The 24,908-nt window shown below is 67.5% G+C and carries 23 protein-coding genes, 1 tRNA gene, 1 pseudogene and 1 riboswitch; of the genes and pseudogenes, 9 read left to right on the top strand and 16 right to left on the bottom strand.

Features of this window, described 5'->3' with window-relative positions; all coding sequences use genetic code 11:
* Positions 1 to 130 precede the first annotated feature (130 nt).
* Positions 131 to 694 carry a transcription elongation factor GreB gene (greB, locus tag J8I33_RS21435; RefSeq protein WP_209926491.1) on the top strand — a complete coding sequence of 188 codons (564 nt, stop codon included), beginning with the start codon at positions 131 to 133 and terminating at the stop codon, positions 692 to 694.
* Between the two features lie 81 nt (positions 695 to 775).
* Here greB and J8I33_RS21430 read toward each other — a convergent pair whose 3' ends face one another.
* Together J8I33_RS21430 and J8I33_RS21425 are read right to left on the bottom strand one after the other, a co-directional pair.
* Positions 776 to 1,921: a porin gene (locus tag J8I33_RS21430; protein WP_209939038.1), complete on the bottom strand. Its 1,146-nt coding sequence runs from the start codon at positions 1,919 to 1,921 to the stop codon at positions 776 to 778.
* 501 nt (positions 1,922 to 2,422) lie between these two features.
* Positions 2,423 to 2,695, bottom strand: a complete 273-nt coding sequence (locus tag J8I33_RS21425; RefSeq protein WP_050011579.1) for a hypothetical protein — start codon at positions 2,693 to 2,695, stop codon at positions 2,423 to 2,425.
* Here J8I33_RS21425 and J8I33_RS21420 point away from each other — a divergent pair.
* From J8I33_RS21420 to J8I33_RS21410, 3 genes are all read left to right on the top strand, one after another.
* Complete coding sequence (locus J8I33_RS21420; protein WP_209926487.1) at positions 2,694 to 2,858, top strand: hypothetical protein; 165 nt, start codon at positions 2,694 to 2,696, stop codon at positions 2,856 to 2,858. The two genes, J8I33_RS21425 and J8I33_RS21420, sit on opposite strands and share 2 nt — an antisense overlap.
* A gap of 230 nt (positions 2,859 to 3,088) precedes the next feature.
* Positions 3,089 to 3,292 carry a cold-shock protein gene (locus J8I33_RS21415; RefSeq protein WP_027783827.1) on the top strand — a complete coding sequence of 68 codons (204 nt, stop codon included), beginning with the start codon at positions 3,089 to 3,091 and terminating at the stop codon, positions 3,290 to 3,292.
* 141 nt (positions 3,293 to 3,433) lie between these two features.
* Complete coding sequence (locus J8I33_RS21410; RefSeq protein WP_209939037.1) at positions 3,434 to 4,561, top strand: exonuclease domain-containing protein; 1,128 nt, start codon at positions 3,434 to 3,436, stop codon at positions 4,559 to 4,561.
* A 29-nt stretch (positions 4,562 to 4,590) separates the two neighbouring features.
* Here J8I33_RS21410 and J8I33_RS21405 read toward each other — a convergent pair whose 3' ends face one another.
* A complete protein-coding gene (locus tag J8I33_RS21405; RefSeq protein WP_124556054.1) occupies positions 4,591 to 5,181 on the bottom strand; it encodes a chorismate mutase in 591 nt (196 codons plus the stop codon).
* 223 nt (positions 5,182 to 5,404) lie between these two features.
* Entirely contained in the window at positions 5,405 to 5,509 is a 105-nt protein-coding gene (locus J8I33_RS21400) for a chorismate mutase (protein WP_162484450.1), read from the bottom strand.
* Between the two features lie 239 nt (positions 5,510 to 5,748).
* On the opposite strand from J8I33_RS21400, the gene J8I33_RS21395 reads away from it, so the two are divergent.
* From J8I33_RS21395 to J8I33_RS34550, 3 genes and pseudogenes are all read left to right on the top strand, one after another.
* On the top strand, positions 5,749 to 6,138 hold the full coding sequence (locus tag J8I33_RS21395; RefSeq protein ID WP_209939076.1) for a DUF2946 domain-containing protein: 390 nt from the start codon (positions 5,749 to 5,751) through the stop codon (positions 6,136 to 6,138).
* 135 nt (positions 6,139 to 6,273) lie between these two features.
* Positions 6,274 to 8,655 (top strand): TonB-dependent receptor, encoded by a 2,382-nt coding sequence (locus J8I33_RS21390; protein WP_209926479.1) that lies wholly within the window; start codon positions 6,274 to 6,276, stop codon positions 8,653 to 8,655.
* Positions 8,656 to 8,739: 84 nt separating this feature from the next.
* Positions 8,740 to 8,838, top strand: a pseudogene (locus J8I33_RS34550) (TlpA family protein disulfide reductase); the annotation flags it as partial.
* Between the two features lie 79 nt (positions 8,839 to 8,917).
* Here the strand turns inward: J8I33_RS34550 and J8I33_RS21385 are convergent.
* From J8I33_RS21385 to pepN, 4 genes are all read right to left on the bottom strand, one after another.
* Positions 8,918 to 9,172 carry a GlsB/YeaQ/YmgE family stress response membrane protein gene (locus J8I33_RS21385; RefSeq protein ID WP_006476609.1) on the bottom strand — a complete coding sequence of 85 codons (255 nt, stop codon included), beginning with the start codon at positions 9,170 to 9,172 and terminating at the stop codon, positions 8,918 to 8,920.
* Between the two features lie 943 nt (positions 9,173 to 10,115).
* Positions 10,116 to 10,191 (bottom strand) — tRNA-Thr (locus J8I33_RS21380).
* A gap of 208 nt (positions 10,192 to 10,399) precedes the next feature.
* Positions 10,400 to 11,413 (bottom strand): class 1 fructose-bisphosphatase, encoded by a 1,014-nt coding sequence (locus tag J8I33_RS21375; RefSeq protein WP_050011574.1) that lies wholly within the window; start codon positions 11,411 to 11,413, stop codon positions 10,400 to 10,402.
* A gap of 279 nt (positions 11,414 to 11,692) precedes the next feature.
* On the bottom strand, positions 11,693 to 14,386 hold the full coding sequence (pepN, locus tag J8I33_RS21370; protein WP_209939036.1) for an aminopeptidase N: 2,694 nt from the start codon (positions 14,384 to 14,386) through the stop codon (positions 11,693 to 11,695).
* Between the two features lie 188 nt (positions 14,387 to 14,574).
* Here pepN and J8I33_RS21365 point away from each other — a divergent pair, with 188 nt between their 5' ends.
* On the top strand, positions 14,575 to 15,285 hold the full coding sequence (locus tag J8I33_RS21365; protein WP_050011572.1) for a DUF4136 domain-containing protein: 711 nt from the start codon (positions 14,575 to 14,577) through the stop codon (positions 15,283 to 15,285).
* A 54-nt stretch (positions 15,286 to 15,339) separates the two neighbouring features.
* Here the strand turns inward: J8I33_RS21365 and J8I33_RS21360 are convergent, their stop codons facing one another.
* From J8I33_RS21360 to J8I33_RS21325, 8 genes are all read right to left on the bottom strand, one after another.
* Positions 15,340 to 15,912 (bottom strand): TMEM165/GDT1 family protein, encoded by a 573-nt coding sequence (locus J8I33_RS21360; protein WP_089488251.1) that lies wholly within the window; start codon positions 15,910 to 15,912, stop codon positions 15,340 to 15,342.
* 78 nt (positions 15,913 to 15,990) lie between these two features.
* Positions 15,991 to 16,128, bottom strand: a riboswitch (yybP-ykoY riboswitch).
* 131 nt (positions 16,129 to 16,259) lie between these two features.
* Positions 16,260 to 17,579, bottom strand: a complete 1,320-nt coding sequence (guaD, locus tag J8I33_RS21355; protein ID WP_209926475.1) for a guanine deaminase — start codon at positions 17,577 to 17,579, stop codon at positions 16,260 to 16,262.
* Between the two features lie 16 nt (positions 17,580 to 17,595).
* A complete protein-coding gene (locus J8I33_RS21350) occupies positions 17,596 to 17,937 on the bottom strand; it encodes a hypothetical protein (protein WP_245172278.1) in 342 nt (113 codons plus the stop codon).
* A 27-nt stretch (positions 17,938 to 17,964) separates the two neighbouring features.
* A complete protein-coding gene (locus J8I33_RS21345) occupies positions 17,965 to 18,990 on the bottom strand; it encodes an adenosine deaminase (protein ID WP_209939035.1) in 1,026 nt (341 codons plus the stop codon).
* 18 nt (positions 18,991 to 19,008) lie between these two features.
* Positions 19,009 to 20,013 carry a xanthine dehydrogenase accessory protein XdhC gene (gene xdhC / locus J8I33_RS21340; protein WP_124556046.1) on the bottom strand — a complete coding sequence of 335 codons (1,005 nt, stop codon included), beginning with the start codon at positions 20,011 to 20,013 and terminating at the stop codon, positions 19,009 to 19,011.
* Between the two features lie 620 nt (positions 20,014 to 20,633).
* Entirely contained in the window at positions 20,634 to 21,146 is a 513-nt protein-coding gene (locus tag J8I33_RS21335; protein WP_050011565.1) for a disulfide bond formation protein B, read from the bottom strand.
* A gap of 158 nt (positions 21,147 to 21,304) precedes the next feature.
* Positions 21,305 to 22,681 (bottom strand): amidase, encoded by a 1,377-nt coding sequence (locus J8I33_RS21330; protein ID WP_050011564.1) that lies wholly within the window; start codon positions 22,679 to 22,681, stop codon positions 21,305 to 21,307.
* A 6-nt stretch (positions 22,682 to 22,687) separates the two neighbouring features.
* Entirely contained in the window at positions 22,688 to 23,368 is a 681-nt protein-coding gene (locus tag J8I33_RS21325; protein WP_209926473.1) for a GntR family transcriptional regulator, read from the bottom strand.
* Positions 23,369 to 23,648: 280 nt separating this feature from the next.
* On the opposite strand from J8I33_RS21325, the gene J8I33_RS21320 reads away from it, so the two are divergent.
* Positions 23,649 to 24,839, top strand: a complete 1,191-nt coding sequence (locus J8I33_RS21320; RefSeq protein ID WP_050011561.1) for a type 1 glutamine amidotransferase — start codon at positions 23,649 to 23,651, stop codon at positions 24,837 to 24,839.
* Positions 24,840 to 24,908: the final 69 nt, after the last annotated feature.

Here is a 24,908-nt window from a genome sequence, read left to right as displayed (position 1 = left end):
CACGCAGAAGCGGAAGTATAGCAGAGTCGTATAAAAAGGGAAGCCTTATTCGCGAATTTGGTGCCATGGCCTTGGCCGGCCGCCCATCGTGTACCCTTGGGGGATCAGTCATCCACGTTGAATCTGCATCATGAACAAGGCGTTTGTCAAAGAGTCGGACGGTGACGACGACGATCTCGACCAGGCTCAACCCGCGATTCCGGCGGGCGCGAAGAACTACATCACGCCGGCCGGCCACAAGCGGCTGAGGGACGAGTTGCTGAACCTGATCGACGTCGAACGTCCCGAGGTCGTGCGGCTCGTGTCGTGGGCGGCCTCGAACGGCGACCGGTCGGAAAACGGCGACTATATCTACGGCAAGCGGCGGCTTCGCGAGATCGATCGCCGCATCCGCTTCCTGACGAAGCGGCTCGACCTTGCGGAAGTCGTCGACGCGAGCCGGCAGGAGAACGTCGACCAGGTGTTCTTCGGCGCGACGGTCGATTACGAGACGCCGGACGGCGCGGATCACACGGTGACGATCGTCGGGATCGACGAGGTCGATCTCGACCGCGGCTGCGTCAGCTGGATCTCGCCGGTCGCGCGTGCGCTGATCAAGGCGAAGATCGGCGACACCGTCACGCTGATGACGCCGGCCGGCCCGCAGCCGATCGACATACTCGACGTCCGGTATCCGGCGCGGGGCGACGCCTGACTGGCGGCCCGCGCCGCGAGAAAGAAAAAGCGCCCCGATGGGGCGCTTCGTCTTTCGGCGTATGGCGAACGGGCCGGTCGCTCAGAAGCGGTGACGCAGGCCGGCCGTGACCGCGATCTGCTTGTTGGTCGACGACGCGGCGCCCAAGCCGTTGATGTTGGCGCCGAGGTCCAGTCCGTCGGTGTTGACCTTCTGGAACTCGCCCTGCAGGTACACGTCGGTGCGCTTCGACAGCGCGTAGTCGGCTTGCAGGTTGAACTGGTGCCAGGTCGGCTTGTCGCCGGACAGGCGGCCCTGGGTGTACGTGTAGGAGCCGGCGAACGACAGGGCCGGCGTCAGCGCGTAGCGGCCGTTGACCTCATAGTTGCTGAAGCGCCCGGTATCGCCGAGGCCCGTGATGCCGCCCGCCACGCCCGATTGGCCGGCGCTGATCGCGCGAAGGCCGGTCAGGCGCGTCTGGGTGAACACGAAGCCGACCGTGGCGGGGCCGAACCCGTAATTGAGGCCGGCGCCCCAGGTGCGCTGCACGCGCGACGCGAAGGTCCAGTCGCCGGTGACCGCGCCCGGATCGGACGCGGCCTGCGCGAGCGCGTTCACGTCGCTGTTCAACTGCAAGTAGGCCGCGGCAAGGTTGAAGCCGAGGTAGCTGTACGACACGCCGCCGCTGTACGCGCGGTTGTTCGCGAACGCCGACGAGTTGGAGAATCCGTACAACGCACCGAACTTGAGGCCGCCGTAGTTCGCGCTCTGATACTTGACCGAGTTGTTGATCCGGAACGAGTTGTTGAGGTTGTCGTTGTCGAACGGGTGGGCAAACTGGGTGCCGCCATACTGGGTACCGGTCAGCGACAGCGGCCCGAGATAGTCGACGACGCTGTCGTACTGCCGGCCCAGCGTCAGCGAACCGTAGGTGTTGTGCGCAAGCCCGACGAACGCTTGCCGGCCGAATTCGCGACCGTTCTGCTTCAGCGCGCCGTTGTTGATGCCGAAACCGTTTTCCAGCGTGAAGATGGCTTTCAGGCCGTCGCCGAGATCTTCGGTGCCGCGCAAGCCCCAGCGGCTGCCGTTGATCGAACCGCTCGTTTCCTGCCAGGCGCTGTGGCCGCCCTGATTGTTCGTGTAAGTGATGCCTGCGTCGATCAGGCCGTACAGCGTCACGCTGCTTTGTGCATGGGCGGCGGTAACGAATACACCCGACACCGCGGCGACGATCAGGGTCTTGTTCATGGATCTGTCTCCAAACACGATGATGTCGATCGAACCTGGTGCGGACGGCCGTGCTTTGTTTGATGCTGTAGCCGGCGCCGCAGAACGGCGGTGCGCGTATCAGAAATCCAATTGCAGTGTACGAAGTGTGCGGAGCGAGGGCGGTTCACGCTTTAAGAAACAGTGTGTTTTGAAATCCGCAAAAATCGGGAAAGTCGCGCAACCGATTGCCACGCAAGGGTTCGCTGCGGCGCAGCAAATGGAAATAACGATCAGGACTGCGTAGAGGGCGTTGCGCGTTTGCGACGGACGGTCAGAGGCCAGCGGGAGCGGCTATAGCCCGATTATTGACACATCGGCAATAGAGGTTTGTGTGGAGCATGGATAATGAAAGGTGGTTCTCTCGCTATACTGCGATCTCTGCTTTCCGAAGCAGACTTTTTCGTTGACGGAAAAGATCTCCAAACCTTTGTCGGCGCGACTTCCCAGTCGCGCTTTTTTTTTGCCCGGCCGCTCAGCGCGCTACGACGTGTACGAGCGGCGCTTGCGCTGGCGCTTGCCCGCAGGCGCGGCATCCTCTGCTTCGATCGGCGGCGGCGTGTTGGTCCAGTCTTCCATCACGTAGTGACGGGCATCCAGAGGCGATGCGAGCAGGTTCTGCCAGTGATCGCCGTGCCACGTCATATCGAACTCGGTATCGCACGGCGCTTCGCGCGCGGACTCGGCCAGGGCGCGGGACTTGCGACGTACGCGTCCGAGCCGGCTCGCGAAGCGCTTGATTCCGTCCAGCCACATGACCCTCTCCTTCCTTTCAGCGTTGATTCAGGATCGCAACGTCGCCCGACTTCTGCAACCCGAAAAAACCCGAGGATTTTACCGGGTCGATTTGTCCCCGGTAGAAATTTCGCTTCCGGCGATTATTAGCGATCCGATCCCGGTAATGTTGACAGGTTTTTGATGCGAATCAATTAATCATCGGTGACGGTGTACCGATTCCAGTGGTATTAGCGTCTTTTCAAGAAAGCAGTGGCTAAAAATTTTCTTGACGCACCCGGATTGTCCAATTTATAAAGTGAGCACTCCGTCCTCGGGCGGCGTGCTGGTGTGGGTGCTGGCGCAATGTTTCGGGATTTCGGGAAACGGCTATAAAAATAGCTTTTTTGATCTTATCGAGTGGGGAAAGAAGACATGGATACCGGTATCGTGAAATGGTTTAACGATGCTAAAGGTTTTGGCTTTATTACGTCGGACAATGGCGGTGAAGATTTGTTTGCGCACTTTTCCGAAATCCGGATGGACGGCTTCAAGACGTTGAAAGAAAACCAGCGTGTTTCGTTCGAGGTCAAAGTCGGACCGAAAGGCAAGCAGGCAGCGAATATCCAGGCGGTCTGACGCGCCACGCATTGCCGATCACGTCCGGCCCCCGCATCGCGGGGGCTTTTTGTTTTCGGGGGGACGGAGCGAGCCGGTCCGGGCTGGCCCGAGTACGCATGCCGGTGCATACTCACGGAAGCATCGTTTCCCTGTCTTTTCATGTCCGATTCCGTTCCGTCCGATCCCGCCAGCGAGCAGCCGCTCGTCTTCGTCGACCTTGAAACCACCGGCGGCTCGTCCGCCGACCACCGCATTACCGAAATCGGCGTGGTCGAAATCGGACCGCTCGGCGTGTCGACGTGGACGAGCCTCGTCAATCCGGGGCAGGCGATTCCGCCGTTCATCCAGCAACTGACGGGCATCTCGGACGCGATGGTGCGCGATGCGCCGACGTTCGCATCGCTCGCGCCGGCGCTGTTCGAGCGGCTCGACGGGAAGCTGTTCGTCGCGCACAACGCGAGCTTCGACCGCGGCTTCCTGCGCGCCGAATTCGAGCGCGCCGGCCTGGCGTTCAATCCCGATGTGCTCTGTACGGTGCGGCTGTCGCGCGCGTTGTTTCCGCGCGAATCGCGGCACGGGCTCGATGCGTTGATCGAACGGCATAGGCTCGTTCCGGCCGCGCGTCACCGGGCGCTGGCCGATGCCGACCTGATCTGGCAGTTCTGGCGCCAGCTGCACGACATCGTGCCGCTCGAGCGGCTGCGCGACCAGATCGCGCGCACGACGCGCCACTTCCGTCTGGGCGGCGATCTGACCGAGGCCTGGCTGGATACCGCGCCGGCAGGGTGCGGCGCGTATGCGCTGTTCGGGGAGCGTGACGAAGCGCTGTATGTGGGTCGTAGCGTGCGCGTGCGGCAGCGGCTGCGCGCGCTGCTGACCGGCGAGCGCCGCTCGTCGAAGGAAATGCGGCTCGCGCAGCAGGTGCGGCGCGTCGCATGGCGCGAGACCGGCAACGAGCTGGGGGCGATGTTGGCCGAAGCGCAATGGATCGCCCGGTTGCGCCCGTCGTACAACCGGCGCCCCACGGCCGACGCCGTCCGGGCGGGCGGTGCGCCCTGGCCGTTCGACGGCGCGGTCGCGTTCGAGGCGGACGGCGAGCGCCGCCTGTTTCATGTGATCGATGGCTGGTGCTATCTCGGTTCGGCGGACTCGCTCGATGCGGCTGCGCGGCTCGCGGCCGACGCGGCGGGCGGCGTGTTCGAACCCTTCACCCATCGCCTGCTGCAGACGCATCTCGCGCGCGGCCTGCAGGTGATTCCGCTCGCGGCGCTGACCGCCGCGGACTGAGCGCTGCCGGGCGATCCGTGCCCGCCGCGTCAGCCGATCGCGCTGGCCCCGCCGGCGGAGCAGACATGCGACAGCGCGGTATCGAGTGCCCGCGTCTGCGTGGAATCGTAGCGCGTGAGCGTCTTCCAGTTCGCGATGCTGCGCGCGAGCCGCGCCTGGCAATCGGGCGCGTCGCGCAGCGGGGCGACCTGCGCGAGACCGGCGAGCATTTTCTGCGTCAGCCGATCGAGTGCCGGCCGCGTGCTGGTCGCGAGATCGGGCGGCGTGCCTTCCGGCGGCCGCGTCGCGCGCCAGGTCGCGAACAGTGCGTTCTGCACGTCCTTGCTTGCGGTGATCTGATCCTCGAAGAATGTGCGGGCGAAGGCGGGATCGACGCCGGCCTCGGCCGCGCGCTTTTCGACGGCAGTGAGCAGGGCCGCTTCGCGCGGCTGGTCTTCGATGGCCTTGTGATTCGCCCATTTCCATCGCGCGACCGGTTCGGCGAGCGCGAGGCGCTGCGACGCGAGCGCAACGACGTTGGTGAGGGCGGTGTCGTCGCCGTCTGCGCGGACGGCAGGCGACGAAAGGAGGGCGACGCCGAGTGCGGCGACAGCGACGCTGGCACGAATGGCTTGCTTCATCGGAACGATCAGGAGAGCCGGGCGGGCCGGACGTGGAAAACCAGAAGGATAGACGAAGACAGTCGCGCGGCGTAGCGTCGCGACAGGAGAATCAGCAGGCGAGCCGACCCGGCACCGTCAGGCTGTTGCGGCCCGGGTGCGAAGCGAATTGCGCGCGAAGCGCTAGGATGAACCGCACGATAGCGAGGGTCGACACGTGGCGGTTACAGAACCGGACCGGCGTTCACTTCGGCGAGTACAGCTTGTGCTGCTCGTCGAAGAATGCCCGAACGTGCTCGGGCAATTCGGCGAGGAATTCCACGCCGACGGGTTCCGGATCCGGGCTCATCACTTGCTCGGGCGGTGGCATGCGAGTGGGTCTTTCGTCCATGATCGTTTCTCCAGCAGGTTCAACGATTATCAACCTCGCGCTCGGATTTGTGCCAGCGGCGAATCGTTAGATTTTGTCTCTGTTGTATTAACGGCACATGCGCTCCGGCGCGAAGTGTGATGCCCGCTATCGCGCGCCGCGCGACGGCGACAATCGGGCCGCTTGCTATACTTGCGCGCACTTTTTCCTGGACCGCGATGAGACGAACGACGCGATGGATCGGCCTCGTATGGCTGGCGCTGGTACTGAACGTACTGTCGCCCGTCGTCGGCTACGCGCGTGTTGCGTCGAGCGGTTCCGGCGCGCTCACGCTCGAGTTGTGCAGTGCAGCGGGCGCGCGTCGGGTCGTGCTCGCGCAAGCGGGCGACGACCGCGACAGGTCGTCGCTCGACCACGCCGGCGTCCCGCATTGCGTGTACTGTCCCGGCTTCGCGGCGAACGTCGCGCTGGGCACGAGCCTGCCTGCGATGCCGGGCTTCGTGCGCACGTTCGCGTATCGGATGGTCGCCCCGATCGTTCTCGATGTGCCCCGCAGGGGCATCCGTCTTGCGCAGCCGCGCGCCCCGCCTGAAAACGTTCCGGTCTGATTGATGTCCTTCGCGCGCCCCGGTGGCGCGTGAGCCGCCTGCGGCCTCGGCCCGCGCGTCGCGCCGTGCGTGCGTGCGTGCGCGGCTCGCGCCCCGTACCCGGCGGCGTCCGATCACGTTTTCAGGAAACCACTCATGTCGTCTACCCTTGCCGCGCGGTCGTCGCGCGGCCGGCTCGCGCTCGCCTGCGCGGCCGCTTTCGCATGGCCGGCCGCCCACGCGGCTTCGACCGACGATGCCCGCGCCGACGCGGCCCATGGCGGTGGCATCGATCGTCCCGCCGCCGCCGCGGCGCCGGCGGCCGTCGGTGTCGCTGCAGCGGCCGTGGCGGTCGGCGATACGTTGACCGCCGTCAGCGTGACTGCGCAGCGGCAACCGGTCGACCCGGATACGCCGGCCGTCGTCGCGTCGATCACGCGCGAGCAGATCGATGCGCACACCAACGTCACCACCGAGGACGCGTTGAAGTACGCGCCGAACCTGATGGTCCGCAAGCGCTACATCGGCGACCGCAACAGCGTATTCGCGGGCCGCGACTTCAACGAACTACAGAGCGCGCGCGGGCTCGTCTATGCCGACGGCGTGCTGCTGTCGAACCTGCTCGGGTCGAGTTATGCGTACCCGCCGCGCTGGTCGCTGATTCCGCCCGACGACATCGCGCGCGTCGACGTGCTCTATGGCCCCTTTTCCGCGCTGTATCCGGGCAATTCGATCGGCTCGACCGTGCTGCTCACCACGCGCCGCCCCGAACAGCTCGAGGCGTCGCTGTCGACGCAGTTCTTCACGCAGCGCTACCGCGACGGCTACGGGTTCGCGGACAGCTTCGGCGGCAATCACCAGACCGCGCGGATCGCGAACCGCGTCGGCCGGTTCTGGCTCGCGCTGTCGCTCGACCGGCTGGAGAACGACGGCCAGCCGATGCAGTACGCGAGCCCCAATTCGGCCTACAACCCGAAACGGGGCGCCGCCGTTCCCGTGACGGGCGCAGCGACCGACATCGGACCCAACGGCAAGCCGCGGACGATCGTCGGCGCGCAGACGATCGAGCGGACCGAGCAGCTCAACGAGACGGTCCGGATCGGCTATGCGTTCACGGATCGTGTCGATGCGACGCTGACGCTCGGGCATTGGGAGAACCATTACCGGCAGCACGGCGAGACCTTCCTGCGCGATGCGACGGGCAATCCGGCGGCCGGCGCTCCGGTCTACGGCGGCAACGTGTCGATCGGCGGCCAGAACATGACGGTCGCGCCGAGCGCATTCGCGCCGCAGCGCGGCGACCAGGAGAACTGGCTGTATGCGCTCGGACTGAACGGCCGGCTCGAATCCGGCTGGCGGCTGTCGGGCGTGGTGTCCGCGTACGACGTGTCGCGCGACGTGCTGCGCGCGGCCTCGACCGTGCAGGGCGGGGCGGGCACGCTGTTCCAGGGCGACGGCACCGGCTGGCGCACGCTCGACCTGAAGGCCGAGGCGCCGGCAGTGAAGGGCCATACGTTCACGTTCGGCTATCACTACGACAACTACTTCCTGCGCAACGTCACGTACAACACGGCCGACTGGCTGGCCGGGCCGATCACTTCGCTCGCGAGCGTCTATCGCGGCGACACGCGCACGCAGGCGCTGTTCGGGCAGGATGCGTGGCGCTTCGCGCCGGGCTGGCTTGCGACGCTCGGGCTGCGCTACGAGCGCTGGGACGCGTACGGCGGCGCGCTCGGCAATGCGAACGGCACGCTCGGCTACGCGGACCGCGGCGCGAATGCGCTGTCGCCGAAAGTCGCGCTGCAGTGGGATGCGACGCAGGTCTGGCGCTTCCGGCTGTCGTTCGCGACCGGCACGCGGTTCCCGACGGTCGGCGAACTGTTCCAGGGCACGATCTCGAACAACGCGATCGTCAACAACAACGCGAACCTGCGCCCGGAAAAGGCGATCGACTGGGACTTCACGGCCGAACGCGACGTGGGCGTCGGTGTCATGCGCGCGAGCGTGTTCCAGAGCGACCTGCGCGATTCGATCTACAGCCAGACGACGGTGTCGGGCGCGAGCACCGTCACCAACATCTCGAACGTCGATCGCGTGCGGGTGCGCGGCGTCGAACTTGCGTTCAGCGGCGAAAACGTCGGGCTGCGCGGGCTCAACGTCGACGCGAACGTATCGGCGAGCAACGCGCAGATCCTCGCCGATGCCGCGAATCCGGCCTATGTCGGTTCGCGTTTCCCGCGCATTCCGCGCATGCGCGCGAACCTGCTCGCGTCATATCGCTTCGACGAGCACTGGCTCGCGAGCGTCGGCGTGCGCTACTCGGGCCGCCAGTTCAACACGCTCGACAACAGCGACGTGAATCCGGACGTCTACGGCGGCACGAGTTCGTTCACGGTCGTCGATCTGAAGGCGCGCTACCGCTTCGATCGTCACTGGACCGCGTCGGCCGGCATCGACAACCTGACGGACCGCCGCTATTACGTGTTCCACCCGTATCCGGGGCGTACTTTCTATGGAGAACTGAAATGGTCGCTGTGAAATCGCACGCGGCAGGCTACGCGCGGTGGCTTGCGGCGCCGTCGGCGGCCGGCGGGCACGAGGCGTCCGGCGTGCCGAACGGCACGGGCCGTGCGGATCGGGCGAGATGGAGTGCGTGAAGCGCGCAGTGGATTGCTGACGGCCGACGTGCTCGACGGCGGGTTGCGGCACGCGAAGGGTTGACGGGATCGGCCGCGCGCGGCGAACGAGCCGCGCGCCGGCCCGATGCTAAAACGCGCCCGAAGGCGCGTGGAGAGAAACGTCAGGCCGCGCGTCTGAACAGCCGGATCACGAACAACAGAATCACCGCGCCGATGACCGCGACGATCACCGAGCCGATGAAGCCGCTGCCGATGCTGATGCCGAGCAGCCCGGCAAGCCAGCCGCCGATCACCGCGCCGACGATCCCGACGATGATGTCGACGATCAGCCCGAAGCCGCCGCCCTTCACGAGCAAGCCGGCGAGCCAGCCGGCGATCGCGCCGATGATGAGCCACATAATCAAGCCATGAGTCATGGTGGTCCTCTCCTTGGGTTGAGTCGAAATGACCGGGCACCGGCCGTTGCACGCCGCAAGCTGGTGGGTAGCGGCATGCGGCCGTCGCGCCGCCCACGCAATGTAACGCGATAGACGGGTCAGGATCGTTAAGTAATGTTATGCACCCTTAAGCAGATTTTCCAGGGGATTCGTCTGCTCAGCGCATGTTCCGTGCGCGCTGGACGCATGGCGAAATGAGTCTGTAAGGATTGGCTATCGCTGAAGTCGTCCGTCGGGCACGTCATCGCTCGAGCGTTGTCGCTGGCAACGTGGCCTCGGGGCAGGCCGTCTACTGCATCGGCGATCAGGCGTCCCGATGGTCACGGCATCGCGAATCGCGTCGATCGACAGCCGTACGAAACGGGCGGGAAGCGCGGCGCATCGCGTCGCTGATGCGGGGCATCGTATGGCACCGATTGGGGTAGCGCGTGACGTATCCGACGTCCACCCTCATTCGGTATCCTGATGGATTGGCTTCGGACGATGCGTGTGGATGGAGCGGGAGATGGAGCGGGAGATGGAGCATGGCATCCATGTCGTCGGCGCGCGCGTCGTGCCGGCGGCTGGGCACGTGCCGGTCGGGACGCACGACAAAGGCGGTGCCGTTGCGTGGGCTGTCGAGGTCGGGCAAGTCGGTCGTCGTCGTCATGGCCGCCGCAGGCCGTGCGGCTACGCACGGCAAGGGGTGGTCGATACGATCGGCCGACGGCCGTTGAGTGCGTGGAAATGTCGAGCGGATGTTGGGCAGATAACCGCCGCCGCGATGATTGGCGCCGGACAGCTTGCGCGGGCGATTGCCGAATCCGTACGCGAAGATCGTACACGGCGTGATCGGCCGTGCGCGCCGTCGAACGACTACAGGATTTCGACGCCGGAAAAGAGAAAAGGTCTGACAAGCGATGCTTGTCAGACCTTTATGTCTTGGTGCCGGAGATAGGAGTCGAACCTACGACCTTCGCATTACGAATGCGCTGCTCTACCAACTGAGCTACACCGGCAGCAGAGAAATGAAATTATATGGTGAAATCCGCGATCTTGGCAATAGGTTTTGCGAAATTTTTTTTCAGCTTGTTGCGGCTGCTTCGCGAAACCCTCGATCCGGCGGACTTTCCGCTTTCACTTCACCGCGACGCGACCCGTTGGGGTCACATCGCGAAGGCGCGATTGTACTGAGGTCTCGCACCTCCGTCCAGTGCTGCAGTGCAATTATTTTGCTTCGTCGTGATAGCCGGTCACGCGCTCGACTTCGTTCTTCGAACCGAGGAACACGGGCACGCGCTGGTGCAGGCCGGTCGGCTGCACTTCCATGATCCGCTGCGTGCCGGTCGTCGCGGCGCCGCCTGCCTGTTCGACGATGAACGACATCGGGTTCGCTTCGTACATCAGGCGCAGCTTGCCCGGACGATCGGGCGTGCGCTTGTCGGCCGGGTACATGAAGATGCCGCCGCGGTTCAGGATCCGGTGCACGTCGGCGACCATCGACGCGATCCAGCGCATGTTGAAGTTGTCGCCGCGCGGGCCGTCCTTGCCGGCGTTCAGCTCATCGACGTAGCGCTTGACCGGGTCGTACCAGTGGCGTGCGTTCGATGCGTTGATCGCGTATTCGCGCGTGTCGGCCGGGATCTGCATGTTGCTCTGCGTGAGCACCCACGAGCCGACTTCGCGGTCGAGCGTGAAGCAGTTCACGCCGTTGCCGGTCGTCAGCACGAACACCGTCTGCGGGCCGTACACCGCATAGCCGGCCGCGACCTGCTCGGTGCCGGGCTGCAGGAACGATTCCTCGGTCGCCTGCTTGCCGTCCGGGCAGCGCAGCACCGAGAAGATCGTGCCGATCGACACGTTCACGTCGATGTTCGACGAGCCGTCGAGCGGATCGAATACGAGCAGGTATTCGCCGCGCGGGTAGTTCGCCGGGATCGGGAAGAACGTCTCCATTTCTTCCGACGCCATCGCGGCGAGGTTGCCGCCCCATTCGTTCGCGTCGAGCAGGATTTCGTTCGACAGGATGTCGAGCTTCTTCTGCACTTCGCCCTGGACGTTCTCGCTGCCGGCGGTGCCGAGCGCTTCGCCGAGCGCGCCCTTCGACACGTTGTAGCTGATCGCCTTGCACGCGCGAGCGACGACTTCGATCAACAGGCGCAGGTCGGCGGGGAGGTTGTTGGTCTCACGTTGCTGTTCGATCAGGAACTTCGACAGCGTGGTGCGGCGGGCAATGGACATGACAGACTCCGAAAGGCCAAAGAATCCTTGAATGGCCGCAATTTTACCCGTCGCGCCTCCGCTGCCGCCGGCTTTTTTCGTCCGGTTACATGGGCGGGGCGCCGAATCGGCCCGGTATCGGGCGGCGATGACGGGGCGGGGCATGCATCACCGCGGAGACAGGCCGAGCGGTCCGACCCCGTGCGCGCGGTTTCGGCCGCGCGCGTGCAATAAAAAAGCCGGCGCCGCGTGAGGCGGCGCCGGCTCGATCGCGCGGACGCGACGGGACGATCGCGCGACTTACGCGAGCGCCTTCTCGACGATCTCGCGCACGTCGCGCGATTTCGCGCCGGCGGCGACCTGTTCGAGCGCTTCGCGCATCCGGTCGCGCAGCGCCGGCGTGAAGCGGCGCCACAGTTCGAGCGAGCGCGCGAGGCGCGCCGCGACCTGCGGGTTGATCGCGTCGAGCGCGAGCACCTGTTCGGCCCAGAACGCGTAGCCCGAACCGTCTGCCGCGTGGAATTGCGCGGGGTTCGCCGCGCAGAAGCTGAAGATCAGCGAGCGCGCGCGGTTCGGGTTCTTCAGGTTGAACGCGGGGTGCGCGAGCAGCTTGCGCACCTTCGCGAGCGTCGGCTGCGCGGGCGTACCGCGTTGCGCAGCCTGCATCGCGAACCACTTGTCGATCACGAGCGCTTCCTTCTCGAAGCGACGGTAGAAGTCGTCGAGCGCATGCTCGGCCGGCCCGTTCGCGCCTGCGGCCGCCGCGGACAGCAGCGCGCCGAGCGCCGCCGCGCGATCGGTCATGTTGTTCGCCGCGTCGTACTGGGCCGTGGCGATGCGTACGGCATCGGCCGGATCGTCGAGTTCGGCGAGATACGCGAGCGCGAGGTTCTTCAGCGCGCGGCGGCCCGACGCTTCCGGCGTCGGCTCGTAGGCGCCGGGCGTCTGGTGCTGCTCGTACGCGGCGAGCCACTCGGCGCGCAGCGCGGTCGCGAGCTGGCGGCGCACGAACTGGCGCGCGCGATGCACGGCGGCCGGGTCGGCCTCGGCCATCTGATCGGCGAGGTAGGTTTCCGACGGCAGCGTCAGCGCGAGTTCGCGGAACGCCGGCGACAGGCTTTCGTCGGTCAGCACGCGGCGGAACGCGGCGACGAAGTTCTCGCCGAGCGCGAGCGGCGCGTCGGCGGCGGCACGGGCGGCGAGCGTCAGCAGCGCGCGCGTCGCGAGGCGCTGGCCGGCTTCCCAGCGGTTGAACGGATCGCTGTCGTGCGCGAGCAGGAACGCGAGATCGTCGTCGCTGTAGTCGTACTCGACGATCACCGGCGACGAGAAGTTGCGCAGCAGCGACGGCAGCGGCGCTTCCGGCACGTCGACGAACGTGAAGGTCTGCTCGGTGTCGGTGAACACGAGCACGCGCGTCGTGCCCGATGCGGCGGCTTCGCCGTCCAGACGCAGCGGCAGGTCGCGGCCGTCGCGGCCGATCAGGCCGATCGCGAACGGGATCAGCAGCGGCCCTTGCTGCGTTTCGCGCGCGGCCGGCGACGCGTCGCCGTAGCCTTGCGCGAGGGTGACCGTATAGCGGCGCGCGGCTGCGTCGTACGCGGTGCGCACCGACACGCGCGGCGTACCGGCCTGGCTGTACCAGCGCTCGAACTGCGCGAGGTCGCGCCCGTTAGCGTCGGCCATCGCGTGACGGAAGTCGTCGCAGGTCACCGCGTGGCCGTCGTGGCGCTTGAAGTAGAGATCCATCCCCTTGCGGAAGCCGTCGCGGCCGAACAGCGTCTGGTACATCCGCACGACTTCCGAGCCTTTCTCGTAGACGGTCATCGTGTAGAAGTTGTTGATCTCGACGTAGCTTTCCGGGCGTACCGGGTGCGCCATCGGGCCGGCGTCCTCGGCGAACTGCAACTGGCGCAGCACGCGCACGTCCTCGATGCGCTTGACCGCGCGGGCCGCCGATTCGACGTCGTCGCCTGCGGCCATGTCGGCCGAGAATTCCTGGTCGCGGAATACCGTCAGCCCTTCCTTCAGGCTCAGCTGGAACCAGTCGCGGCAGGTCACGCGGTTGCCGGTCCAGTTGTGGAAGTACTCGTGGCCGACCACCGACTCGATGTTCGCGAAATCGGTGTCGGTCGCGGTCTCGGGGTTCGCCAGCACGTACTTCGTGTTGAAGATGTTGAGTCCCTTGTTCTCCATCGCGCCCATATTGAAGTCGCCGACCGCGACGATCATGAAGCGGTCGAGATCGAGCTCGAGGCCGAAGCGTTTTTCGTCCCAGCGGATCGAATGGATCAGCGAATCCATCGCGTGACGCGTCTTGTCGAGATCGGCCGGTTCGACCCATACCTGCAGCAGCTTTTCCTTGCCGGAGCCGGTCGTGATCGTTTCCTCGATCGCGACGAGCTTGCCCGCGACCAGCGCGAACAGGTAGCTCGGCTTGCGGAACGGGTCTTCCCACTTCGCGAAGTGGCGGCCGTCGGGCAGGTCGCCCGAATCGACGAGGTTGCCGTTCGACAGCAGCACCGGGTACGCGGCCTTGTCGGCGCGCAGCGTGACCGTGTACGACGCCATTACGTCGGGGCGGTCGAGGAAGTAGGTGATGCGGCGAAAGCCCTCGGCCTCGCACTGCGTGAAGAAGTTGCCGCTCGACACGTAGAGGCCCGACAGCGTCGTATTCTGGTCGGGCGCGCACGCGCTTTCGAGCGTCAGCTCGAACGCGTCGGGCACGTTCTCGACCGTCAGGCCGTGTTCGTGCGCGCGCACCGCGCCGTGCGGCGCGCCATCCAGCCGCGCGCCGAGGAAGTCGAGCGCCTCGCCCATCAGCTCCAGGTGCGGGGTGGGCGCGGCATCCGGATTGCGGCGCACGCGCATCGTGTTCCTGACGATCGTGCGGGCCGGCGCGAGATCGAATTCGAGTGCGACGGAGTCGATGAGGAAGGCCGGCGGCGTGTAGTCGGCGCGGCGGATCACGGTGGAGGAGGCGTTGTCGGACATGGTCGTCGAGATCGGGTGGAGTGGGGGACGGGCCCGTCGCGCGGGCCAGGCGAACCGGGCCATTGTACAAAGGCTTGCGGCGGTGTGCCGGGCGAACTTTTTACCGCTTCCGGGAGTCCGCGTATTATCGGCATCCCGTTGTGCTTCGCGCGGTGCGACGAACGGGTGACGGATCGACGAGGATCAACATGAAACGCGAATGGATTTTTCGCGGTGCGGGCTGGGCGGCGGCGCTGTGCGTCGCGCTGCTGACGGGCTGCACCAGCTACGTGACCACCCGGGTCACGGCCTTCTCCGACTGGAGCGGCAGCGACGCGACCCGCACCTATGCGTTCACGCGCACGGACGCGCAGAAGAACAGCATCGAGCAGTCGACCTACGAGCCGATCGTCGCGAACGAGCTGTCCGCGTATGCGTTCCGGCAGGTGCCGCAGTCGCAGGCCCGCTATCTGGTCGGGCTGACCTATTCGGTCGGCAGCGATCTCGTGACGGTGCCGCAACCGGTCTACTATGATCCGTGGTTCATGGGGCCGGGGCCGTACTGGCGAGGCGGGCCGTGGAGTCCCTGGGGCCCGTGGGGTCCCTGGGGGCCGATGCCGGCCGGCTATGTCGCGCAGACGTACCAGGTGTTCGACTACATGCTCGGCATCCGCATCACCGAGCGCGCGACGGGCAAGGAGGTCTACAACGTGTCCGCGCGCACGACCGGCGACAACGGTACGCTGCTGTACGCGATGCCGTTCCTCGCGCGCAGCGCGCTCGCCGATTTCCCGTTGTCGAACGGGGCGGTCCGCACGGTCCGGCTGCCGGTCGACAAGCGCGGCGGGCCGGCGGCGCCGGCCGCCAACGAGCGCGCGGTGCCGGCGGCGCCCGCGTCGGGCGCCGCCGTCGCGAAGTAACGCGGCATTCCACCCTGGCGCGGCCGCCCGGCCGTGCCGTCAGTTTCCTTTCCGTCAGACTCCGACACCCAGCAGCGCCAGCGCGCCGAGCACGACGAACAGCACGGCCGCGATCCCGTGCACGAGCTTCGTCGGCAGACGGTGTGCGAAGCGGTCGCCGAGCAAGATCGCCGGCACGTTCGCGAGCATCATCCCGAACGTCGTGCCGGCCACGACGCCGATGTAATCCTGGAAGCGGGCGGCCAGCGCGACGGTCGCGATTTGCGTCTTGTCGCCCATCTCCGCGAGGAAGAACGCGACGAGCGTCGTGCCGAACACGCCGAGCCGCGAGCGCGTCGTATTGGCTTCGTTCTCGTCGAGCTTGTCCGGCACGAGAATCCACAGCCCCATCGCGATGAACGAGAACGCGAGCGCCCAGCGCATGATCGACGGCGTGACGAGCACGCCCAGCCATTCGCCGAGCGCGCCGGCAAAACCGTGGTTGACGAGCGTCGCGACGAGCACGCCGAGAATGATCGGCACCGGCTTGCGATAGCGCGCGGCCAGAACGAGGGAAAGCAGTTGGGTCTTGTCGCCGATTTCAGCGAGGGCGACGGCGCCGGTGGAGATCAGGAAGGCTTGAGACACGAATGGGGTTCCACGGGCCGTTGTTGTGCGTGCGAGCGACGATCCACCGCGCGCCGGGCCCTGATGCGGCGCGCAATGAACCATCGGTCTCGCCAGGCCAACGTGGCTGCGTCCGCCATGGCCGAACGGCCAAGTCTGTTGACGGACGCCTCCGTCACGATGCGCGCCGGGAGCGCGGGACATCGAGCGGAGCGGCTACTCCCCAATGAGCGGCGAATTCTAGCACGGTGCATCGCGCGCGGGAAAGCGGCCGGGGCCGCCGTGCGGCGCGCTGGAGCGGCTTCGATGTCCGGCGCATGCACGACGGCGAAGCTGCCGCGCATGCCGGAACGGGGCCTCGCGGGGCGTTACGCGGCGGCCGGGGGGCGCGCGGTGCCGCGTTGGTGCACGAGTGCGCCGGCCGCATAGGTACGGTACACCGCGCGGTCGTCGCCGAGCAGCGCGAACGCGAACAGCAGTTCCTCGAGCGAATCCGCGCGCTGCGTGCGGCGCGCGAGCAGCGGCGTCGCCCGCGGATCGAGCACGACGAAGTCGGCCTCGGTGCGCGGCTTGAGCGTGCCGACCGTGTCGGCGAGGTCGAGCGCCTGCGCGGCGCCGGCCGTCGCGAGCCAGAACATCCGCGTGGCGGTCAGGTGATGGCCCGACAGCCGCGCGACCTTGTGCGCCTCATTCATCGTCTGCAGCATCGAGAACGACGTGCCGCCGCCGACGTCGGTCGCGAGCGTGACCGGCACGTCGTATTCGCCGGCCTTGTCGAAATCGAACAGCCCGCTGCCGAGGAAGAAGTTCGACGTCGGACAGTGCGCGACGACGGTGCGCGTCTCGGCCATCCGGCGGCGATCCTCGTCGTCGAGATGAATGCAGTGGCCGTACACCGCGCGCGGCCGCAGCAGCCCGTAGCGGTCGTAGATGTCGAGATAGCTGCGGTGGCCCGGGAACAGCTCCGCCACCCATTTCACCTCGTCGACGTTTTCCGCGACGTGGCTTTGCACGAACACGTCCGGATGGCGGCGCGCGAGTTCGCCGCATGCCTCGAGCTGCGCCTCGGTCGACGTCGGCGCGAAGCGCGGCGTGAGCGCGTACATCTGGCGGCCGTTGCCGTGCCAGCGGCCGATCAGCTCGGCGCTGTCGTCATAGCCCGACTGCGCGGTGTCGCGCAGGAATTCGGGGCAGTTGCGGTCCATCAGCACCTTGCCCGCGATCATCCGCAGGTCGCGCGCGTCGCTCGCCGCGAACAGCGCGTCGGCCGACTGCTTGTGCACCGTGCAGTAGACGAGCGCGCTCGTCGTGCCGCACGCGAGCAGTTCGTCGACGAAGAAGTCGGCGACTTCGCGCGCATGCTCGGGGTCGCCGAACTGGCGCTCGGTCGGGAACGTGTACTTGTCCAGCCACGGCAGCAGGCCGGGCGCCGGCGACGCGATCATGTCCGTCTGCGGATAGTGGATGTGCGTGTCGATGAAGCCGGGCACGATCAGCTTGTCGCGCAGATCGTGGACCACTGCATCGCGCGCGAGCGTCGCGGCGAGCGACGCATACGGGCCGGCCGTGACGACCTTGCCGTCGTCGACGATCAGGAGCCCGTCGGTCTCGTAGTTCGCGGCCTGGCTCGATTGCGCCGGGTCGCCGTTGAAGGTCAGCAGTTGGGAACGGAAAGCGGTTTGCGTCATGACGAAGGGTCCTGCATCAAGGTAAGGCGAACAGAAGAAAACGATCGGCGCCGCACGGGGCGGCACGGTGCTTCGCGAGCGGCGGCCGCACGTGATGTGCGGCACGGCCGCACGCGATGGCGCGGGCGAACGTGGCGGCCGAAGCCGCCCGCGAGTGGTTGCGGGCGCACCTCGCGGCCGTTGAGCGCTCAACCGATACGTCCGCAATCCATACGACGGCGAACGGCACGGCAAGCCGCGACGGCCGGTGCGTGCGAGCGACGTCGTACCGCGCGATCGCGCCGCATGCACGCACGCCACCAGCCCGGCGCAAGGCCGAACAGGGAATCGCGAAGCGGATGCCGTTGCCGTGTTTCATCTGTCTAGCGTGCCTCGATGCGGGCCGTCACGCGGCCTGCCAGTACGCGTCGAGGCGCGCGTACAGTGCGTCGCGCTGCGCCGGTTCGATGAACGACGCCTCGAAGCCGTTGCGGATCACCGCATGGACTTCGGCCTCCGTGAGTTGCAGCCCTTCGACCGTCGCGAAGTAGTTTTCGTTGACGTAGCCGCCGAAATAGGCCGGATCGTCGGAGTTGATCGTCACCGCCACGCCGCGGTCGAGCAGCGCCTTCAGCGTGTGCTTCGCCATGTCGTCGAACACGCACAGCTTCAGGTTCGACAGCGGGCACACGGTGAGCGCCGTGCGCGTTTTCGCGAGCCGCTCGACGAGCGCCGCATCCTCGATGCTGCGCACGCCGTGGTCGATCCGGTCGACCTTCAGCACGTCGAGCGCTTCGTAGATGTAGGCGGGCGGGCCTTCCTCGCCCGCGTGCGCGACGAGCTTCAGCCCGAGCGCGCGTGCCTTCTCGAACACGCGGGCGAACTTCGTCGGCGGATGGCCGAGCTCGGACGAATCGAGGCCCACGCCGATCAGCCGATGGCGATAGCGCTCGAACAGCGGCAACGCGGATTCGAACGTCGCGAGCGCGTCCTCTTCGGACAGATGGCGCAGGAAGCACAGGATCAATTTGCTCGACAGCCCGCGGGGCTCGGCATCGGCGAGCGCGCGCTCGATGCCCGCGACGACCGTCTCGATCGGCACGCCGCGCTCGGTGTGCGTCTGCGGGTCGAAGAACAGTTCGGAGTGGACGACGTTGTCGGCGAGCGCGCGCTCGCAGTACGCGGCCGTCATGTCGTAGAAATCCTGCTCGGTGAGCAGCACGCTCGCGCCGGCGTAGTAGATGTCGAGGAACGACTGCAGGTCGGTGAACGCGTACGCGGCGCGCAGCGCGTCGATCGAGTCGTACGCGAGCTTCACGCCGTTGCGCTGCGCGAGCGCGAAAATCAGTTCGGGCTCGAGCGAGCCTTCGATATGAATGTGCAGCTCCGCTTTCGGCGCGCGGGCGATCTTGTTCTTGAATGTCGGGGTCATGGCGTCGTTTTTGGTCGGTCAGTAGGTAGGGGAAGCCTGTGCGGATGCATTCGCCTCGACGGCCTGCAGCAACTGCGCGGCCACCGAGATCGCGATCACTTCGGGCGCCTTGTCGATGATGCCTTCGACGCCGATCGGGCAGCGCATCCGCGCGACCTGGGCCGGGTCGATGCCGATCGCGGCGAGGCGGTGATCGAACTGTGCGCGTTTCGTATGCGAGCCGGTCATCCCGAAGTACGCATAGTCGCCGCGTCGCAGGATGCGCTCGGCCAGCACGAAATCGAGTGCGTGGTCATGCGTCATCACGACGAAGTAGGACTGCGGCGGCGCCGCGTCGACCGCGTCCGCCGGGGAAGCGGCCGCGTCGATCGCGAGATTGCCGATGCCGGCGAGCGCGTCGGCCGGCGGGAACGCCGCATCGGGCCGGTCGATCCAGCGCACGTGGCACGGCAGCGTCGCCAGCACCTTCACGAGCGCGGTGCCGATGTGCCCCGCGCCGAACAGCATGACGGGGAACGCATACGGCGCGATCGTTTCGGTCATCAGCGATACGCCGCCGGTTTCCCACAGCAGGCAGTCGGCGCGCGCGGCTTCCGATTCGGGCTCGCTCAACAGCGGCGCGCCCGGCGAGGGGCCGAATGATACGCTACGCACGGTCGCGGCGCCGGCCGCGACGCGCTTCGCGAGCGACATGATCCAGCCGAGGTCGCCGACGTCGAGCCGCTCGAACGCGAGCACCACGGCGCCGCCGCAGCACTGGCCGAGGCTCGGGCCGAGCGCGAGCCGCTCGAGCCGGCGCGCGTGCGGCACGTGCGCGCCGTCCTTCAGCAGGTGCCGCGCGATCTCGATCGCCTTCCATTCCAGATGACCGCCGCCGATCGTATGGCGGGCCGTGTCGCGCGTGACGAGCATCTTGGTGCCGGCCTCGCGCGGCGCGGAGCCGTCGGTATGCGCGACCGTCACGAGCACGGCCGCTTCGCCGTGCGCGAGCAGTTGCTGCAGATCGCCGAGCCAGGCTTCCATCAGCACGCTCCGTTCGGGACGACGCGGCACGACGCGCGGCGCGCTCTGGCGGGCGCGGCGGCAACGAGGGCGGACAGGAGCGGGGCTGGCCGGCTGCACGGCCGATGCCGTGCGGCGGCCGCGGACCGACGGCGTGCGCGACCGGCGCCGCCGGACGCGTGGACGCCATGAGGGTGACGGATGCGGATGGTTTGCGTTGTCATGATGAATCCAGTCGACATTGCGGATCGGGCGCGCGTTACGCAGGCAGCGGTGAGACCGCCTGGCCTCGCGCACGTAGATCGCCATCCAGCCCCGAAGATAGCACCGCCACGCGGCGGGAACATGGCCGGGCGGTGATCCGGGCTATCAGGCGGCGATCATGTCGATCATAGGCCCGCCGCGCGGAATCGGGGGACCGATGCATGTACATCGGGCCGAAACGCATGTGGGGCGGGGCGGGGGCGCGGCGATCGCGCGACGCGCGCCAGCCCGGAACGCCGGGCGGCGGCGGGATAGGTGTTTATACGCGGCGACCGGGCAAGGCCGGCGCAGGCCGCAGCCGGGTGACGACTCGCCGGCGGCGCGCGGCCCATTCGGTCGGGCCGCGCATGCGATGGGCCGGCACCGCGGCCGGTGGGTCAACCCGCGAGCTTGCGGCGATGGCGCCAGAGGCTCGCGACGACTGCAATCAGGATCGCGGCGAAGCCGATCAGCGCCCAGCCGGGCAGCAGGATGCCCAGGATCGGCGGGTAGACGGTCTCGCACAGCCCGGCGACCTTGAACATGCCGGGGAACCACTGCGCGGGCGGCAGGCTGTCGACGATCGGCTGCAGCGTGTCGAAGCCGCAGCTGAAGCCCGGATTCATCTGGATCGACAGGTGCCGCGCGGCCGTGCCGACACCGCCGGCCGCGGCGATCGCGATCAGCAGTTCGAGCACCCAGACGCCGCGCCAGTTGCGGATCCCGGCAGCCAGGAACGCGAAGATCCCGATCGCGCAGAAGAAGTAGCGCTGGATGATGCACAGCGGGCACGGGTCTTCGTTCTTCACGTACTGCAGGTACAGCGCGCCGGCCAGCAGGGCGATGCACACCCATCCGAGCAGCATCAGCAGGCGGCGTTCGCGGCGGAGGGCAAGCGTGTAGTCGTTCATGTCGGCGGGATTCCTCGTCGGTCGGTCCGGAAAACAATCGCGCGATTTTAGCGCGAATGATCTGGCACGAAACTGACAGCGCGCGTGCGGCAACCTGCCGCACCGCGCGCGGGCCGCCGGCGATCGGCTCGCCATCGGCTTGCGATCGGCCGGCGCGGTCAGCGGATCGTGTTCAGTACGGCCTCGACCGACTGACCGATCGCAAGCAGCGCGTCGTCGCGATGCGGCGCCGCCGCGAGCATCAGGCCGACCGGCGCCGCGTCGCGCGGATGGCACGGCAGCGACAGCCCGCACGCGTCGAGGAAGTTGAACGCGCTCGGGTTGCGCAGGATCAGCGCGTTGGTGCGCGTGAACGCGTCGTCGTCCGTTTCGAGTTCGGCGATACGCGGCGGCACGACCGGCACCGTCGGCGCGACGAGCGCATCGAAGCGCGACCAGACCGTGTGCGCGGCTTCGTCGAGCATCGCGGCGCGCGCGGCCAGCAGGTCGAGATAGTCGGCCGCGCTCGCGGGTTCGCCCTTCAGGATCCGCGTCAGCACGCGCGGGTCGTACTGGTCGCGATGCTTCGCGAGCAGCGGACGGTGCCACGCGTACGCCTCGATCGGCGAGAAGCCGAAACGGTTGATCTCCGGCAGCCGGTCGAGCGCGGGGAAGCGCACGTCGGTGACGATCGCTCCGGCCGCTTCGAGATGCTTGAGCGCGGTGTCGAGCGCGGCCGCGACGTCGGCATCGACGCCGTCCGTCACGTAGTTCGTCAGCACGCCGAGCCGCACGCCTTCGAGCGGCCGCGCGGCCGGTACGTGCGGCTCGAGCCCCGCGAGCATCCGGTCGACCAGCGCGCAGCACGCGACCGTCAGGCCGATCGGGCCGAACGAGTCGAGCGTCGTCGACAGCGGCACGCCGCCTTGCGTCGGGATCCGGCTCGCGGTCGGCTTGAAGCCCGTCAGCCCGCATAGTGCGGCCGGAATGCGGATCGAGCCGCCGGTGTCGGTGCCGAGCGCGACGGCGGCCATCCCGTCGGCGACCGACGCGGCCGCCCCCGACGACGAGCCGCCCGAAATCCGCGCATCGCCCGGCACGTCGCGGTGGTACGGCGAGCGCGGGTGGCCGAAGTGCGGATTCAGCCCGAGCCCGGAAAACGCGAACTCGCTCATGTTGGTGCGGCCGACCAGCACCGCGCCCGCGCGCTTGAGCCGCGCGACGGCGACCGCATCGGTGTGCGCGGCCGGCGCGCCGTCGAGCACCCGCGAACCCGCGCGCGTGACCTGGCCCGCGACGTCGAACAGGTCCTTGACCGACACCGGAATGCCCGCGAGCGGCGACAGCACCGTGCCCGCGGCGCGCAGCCGGTCGTGCGCGTCGGCGGCCGCGCGGGCGTTGTCGGCATCGACTTCGGTGAAGACGACGGCGCCCTGGCCCGACGGATCGGCGATCCGGTCGAGCGCGGTGTCGACGAGCACGCGGCTCGTGGTCCGGCCGGCGGCGAGGTCGGCGGCGAGCTGGGCGAGCGGGGGGAAGGGCGTGAAAGTGGTCATGGCGGCTCAGGGGCGAAGATGTTGAAGAAGCGTGGAGCGGAACGAATCGATATGGCTTTCGACGGCCGCGCGCGCACCGGCGGCGTCGCGCGCGGACAGCCGGTCGAACAGCGCGCGGTGCTCGTGCTGGACGTCGGCGAGATGGTGCGGTTCGGACAGCGTGACGAACCAGAAGCGCAGCGAGCGCTCGTGCAGCGCGCGCAGGATGTCGGCGAGGACCGCATTGCGCGCGGCCGCGGCGATCGTCTGATGAAACGCGCGGTCGAGCTCCATCATGCCCTCGACGTCGTGCATGTCGACGCAGGCCTGCCCGTCGTCGAGCAGCGTGGCCAGGCGCGCGAGATCGTCGGGGGTCGCATGGCGCGCGGCGAGTTCGGCGCAGTGCGCTTCGTTGACGCGCCGCACGTCGATCACCGCGACGATGTCGTCGAGCGACAGCGGCTGCACCATCAGGCCCTTGCGCGGCATCACGGACAGCAGCCCTTCGAGCACGAGCCGATGCACGGCCTGATGCACCGGCGTGCGGCCGATGCCCGTGCGTGCGACGAGGTCGGCTTCGTTCAGCGCGGCGCCCGGCTTCAGGCGCATCGTGATGATGTCGCGCTGGATCAGCGCGTACGCGCGGTCGGCGAGGCTGGCTGGCGACGCGGCGGCCCGGTCGAGGGTGAGGTCGGTCACGGTACTCATGCCGGTGGCGGCGCGGCGGCCGGGAGGGGCGCGATCATGGCGCGGAGGCTCCGGAAGCGTGGACGATCGCTGGATATTATTGTGATATATCAGTAGTGTCCAGTGCCGGCGAGGCCGGGCAATCGGTGCCGACGCGCGAACGGCGTCGTTCTGCGGCGTGCGTGGCCGCCGACTTGCAACAATATCGACAGGATGTTGCAGGTTTGCCGCGCGATCGTGCACTGAAGCATAATGAATCCTCGTCTATCCCTACGCGCGAGCGACGCATCAGACTATCGTCATGAGCGAAAACACGCCTTCCCCGGCCGGTCTGCCCGGCACCTCTTCCGCTTCTTCCGATTCCCCCCGTCCCGATCCGGCGAAAACGCCCGATGCGCCGGCCACGCAGGCCGCCGCGGAGCATGTCGCCGATGACGGCGCGTCGCCCGTCACGGCTGCATCCGAACCCGGTGCGCCCGGTGCGGCAGGCGCCGTCGGCGACGGCGCGGCCGCGCCCGCGCCGCTGAAGCCAGGCGCACCGCCGCCCGGATTCGGCGCGCCGCCCGATTTCGACACGCCGCGGCCGCCGCCCGCGAGCGCGCAGAATGCGCCGCCCGCCTATCTGAAGCAGAGCGACACGCCGTGGTCGGTGTTCGGCCGGATCGTCGCGGCGCGCGCGCGGCGGCTGTTCGACCGCGCCGGCCAGCGCATCACGCAGCGCACGCTGCGCATCGGCGTGTCGGCGCGGATCTTCCATCCGGAGCCGGGCGCGAAGGGGCTGCGCGGCAAGACGCTGCAGTATCTCGAGGAATCGATCGCCCACTGGGTGATGTCGCGCGACGTGCTCGTGTTCATGATTCCGACCGTCGGTCATCAAGGCATGATCCATCCGAGCAACATCCGCCTGCGCGATTACGCGAAGCATCTCGACGGCCTGCTGCTGCAAGGCGGCGCCGACGTGTCGCCGCAAACCTATGCGGCGTCGGATGCGCGTCCCGAATGGCCGGGCGATCGCGTGCGCGACATGTACGAGCTCGAACTGCTGCACGAATTCGTCGAGTCCGGCAAACCCGTGCTCGGCGTATGTCGCGGCTGCCAGCTGATCAACGTCGCGTTCGGCGGCTCGCTGTACCAGGACATCGCGACCGACGTGCCGACCGCGCACGCGCACGTGAGCGAGCATTACGACCAGCATCGTCACGCGATCCGCTTTCCCGATTCGTCGACGCTCGCGAGCATGTTCCCGGGGCGCAGCGAAGCGATCGTCAACTCGATTCACCACCAGGCGATCCGCGATCTCGGCCGCGATCTGAACATCGAGGCCGTGTCGGCCGGCGACGGGATCATCGAAGGCATTCGCCATCGCCGTTCGCCGTTCGTCGTCGGCGTGCAGTGGCATCCGGAGTTCCATCGCGCGGGCGGTTCCGAACTGCTCGACTGCACGCCGCTGCTCGACGCGTTTCTGCGCGCGGCGCGCGAAACGCGTCTGTAGCACGCCGTATTTTCCGTGCTGAACGAAGGCCGGCCGCATCCCGATTAATTCGAGATGCGGCCGTTTCGT

Source organism: Burkholderia sp. AcTa6-5 (assembly GCF_017815075.1).
Lineage (GTDB): Bacteria > Pseudomonadota > Gammaproteobacteria > Burkholderiales > Burkholderiaceae > Burkholderia > Burkholderia sola.
This window is presented reverse-complemented; position numbering and strand designations above follow the sequence as displayed.

Excerpts from the sequence above, each read along its gene's own strand:
- greB (WP_209926491.1), top strand. The coding sequence starts at position 131 with ATGAACAAGGCGTTTGTCAAAGAGTCGGACGGTGACGACGACGATCTC.
- J8I33_RS21430 (WP_209939038.1), bottom strand. The coding sequence starts at position 1,921 with ATGAACAAGACCCTGATCGTCGCCGCGGTGTCGGGTGTATTCGTTACC.
- J8I33_RS21420 (WP_209926487.1), top strand. The coding sequence starts at position 2,694 with ATGACCCTCTCCTTCCTTTCAGCGTTGATTCAGGATCGCAACGTCGCC.
- J8I33_RS21425 (WP_050011579.1), bottom strand. The coding sequence starts at position 2,695 with ATGTGGCTGGACGGAATCAAGCGCTTCGCGAGCCGGCTCGGACGCGTA.
- J8I33_RS21415 (WP_027783827.1), top strand. The coding sequence starts at position 3,089 with ATGGATACCGGTATCGTGAAATGGTTTAACGATGCTAAAGGTTTTGGC.
- J8I33_RS21410 (WP_209939037.1), top strand. The coding sequence starts at position 3,434 with ATGTCCGATTCCGTTCCGTCCGATCCCGCCAGCGAGCAGCCGCTCGTC.
- J8I33_RS21405 (WP_124556054.1), bottom strand. The coding sequence starts at position 5,181 with ATGAAGCAAGCCATTCGTGCCAGCGTCGCTGTCGCCGCACTCGGCGTC.
- J8I33_RS21400 (WP_162484450.1), bottom strand. The coding sequence starts at position 5,509 with ATGAGCCCGGATCCGGAACCCGTCGGCGTGGAATTCCTCGCCGAATTG.
- J8I33_RS21395 (WP_209939076.1), top strand. The coding sequence starts at position 5,749 with ATGAGACGAACGACGCGATGGATCGGCCTCGTATGGCTGGCGCTGGTA.
- J8I33_RS21390 (WP_209926479.1), top strand. The coding sequence starts at position 6,274 with ATGTCGTCTACCCTTGCCGCGCGGTCGTCGCGCGGCCGGCTCGCGCTC.
- J8I33_RS21385 (WP_006476609.1), bottom strand. The coding sequence starts at position 9,172 with ATGACTCATGGCTTGATTATGTGGCTCATCATCGGCGCGATCGCCGGC.
- J8I33_RS21375 (WP_050011574.1), bottom strand. The coding sequence starts at position 11,413 with ATGTCCATTGCCCGCCGCACCACGCTGTCGAAGTTCCTGATCGAACAG.
- pepN (WP_209939036.1), bottom strand. The coding sequence starts at position 14,386 with ATGTCCGACAACGCCTCCTCCACCGTGATCCGCCGCGCCGACTACACG.
- J8I33_RS21365 (WP_050011572.1), top strand. The coding sequence starts at position 14,575 with ATGAAACGCGAATGGATTTTTCGCGGTGCGGGCTGGGCGGCGGCGCTG.
- guaD (WP_209926475.1), bottom strand. The coding sequence starts at position 17,579 with ATGACGCAAACCGCTTTCCGTTCCCAACTGCTGACCTTCAACGGCGAC.
- J8I33_RS21350 (WP_245172278.1), bottom strand. The coding sequence starts at position 17,937 with ATGAAACACGGCAACGGCATCCGCTTCGCGATTCCCTGTTCGGCCTTG.
- J8I33_RS21345 (WP_209939035.1), bottom strand. The coding sequence starts at position 18,990 with ATGACCCCGACATTCAAGAACAAGATCGCCCGCGCGCCGAAAGCGGAG.
- xdhC (WP_124556046.1), bottom strand. The coding sequence starts at position 20,013 with ATGGAAGCCTGGCTCGGCGATCTGCAGCAACTGCTCGCGCACGGCGAA.
- J8I33_RS21335 (WP_050011565.1), bottom strand. The coding sequence starts at position 21,146 with ATGAACGACTACACGCTTGCCCTCCGCCGCGAACGCCGCCTGCTGATG.
- J8I33_RS21330 (WP_050011564.1), bottom strand. The coding sequence starts at position 22,681 with ATGACCACTTTCACGCCCTTCCCCCCGCTCGCCCAGCTCGCCGCCGAC.
- J8I33_RS21325 (WP_209926473.1), bottom strand. The coding sequence starts at position 23,368 with ATGAGTACCGTGACCGACCTCACCCTCGACCGGGCCGCCGCGTCGCCA.
- J8I33_RS21320 (WP_050011561.1), top strand. The coding sequence starts at position 23,649 with ATGAGCGAAAACACGCCTTCCCCGGCCGGTCTGCCCGGCACCTCTTCC.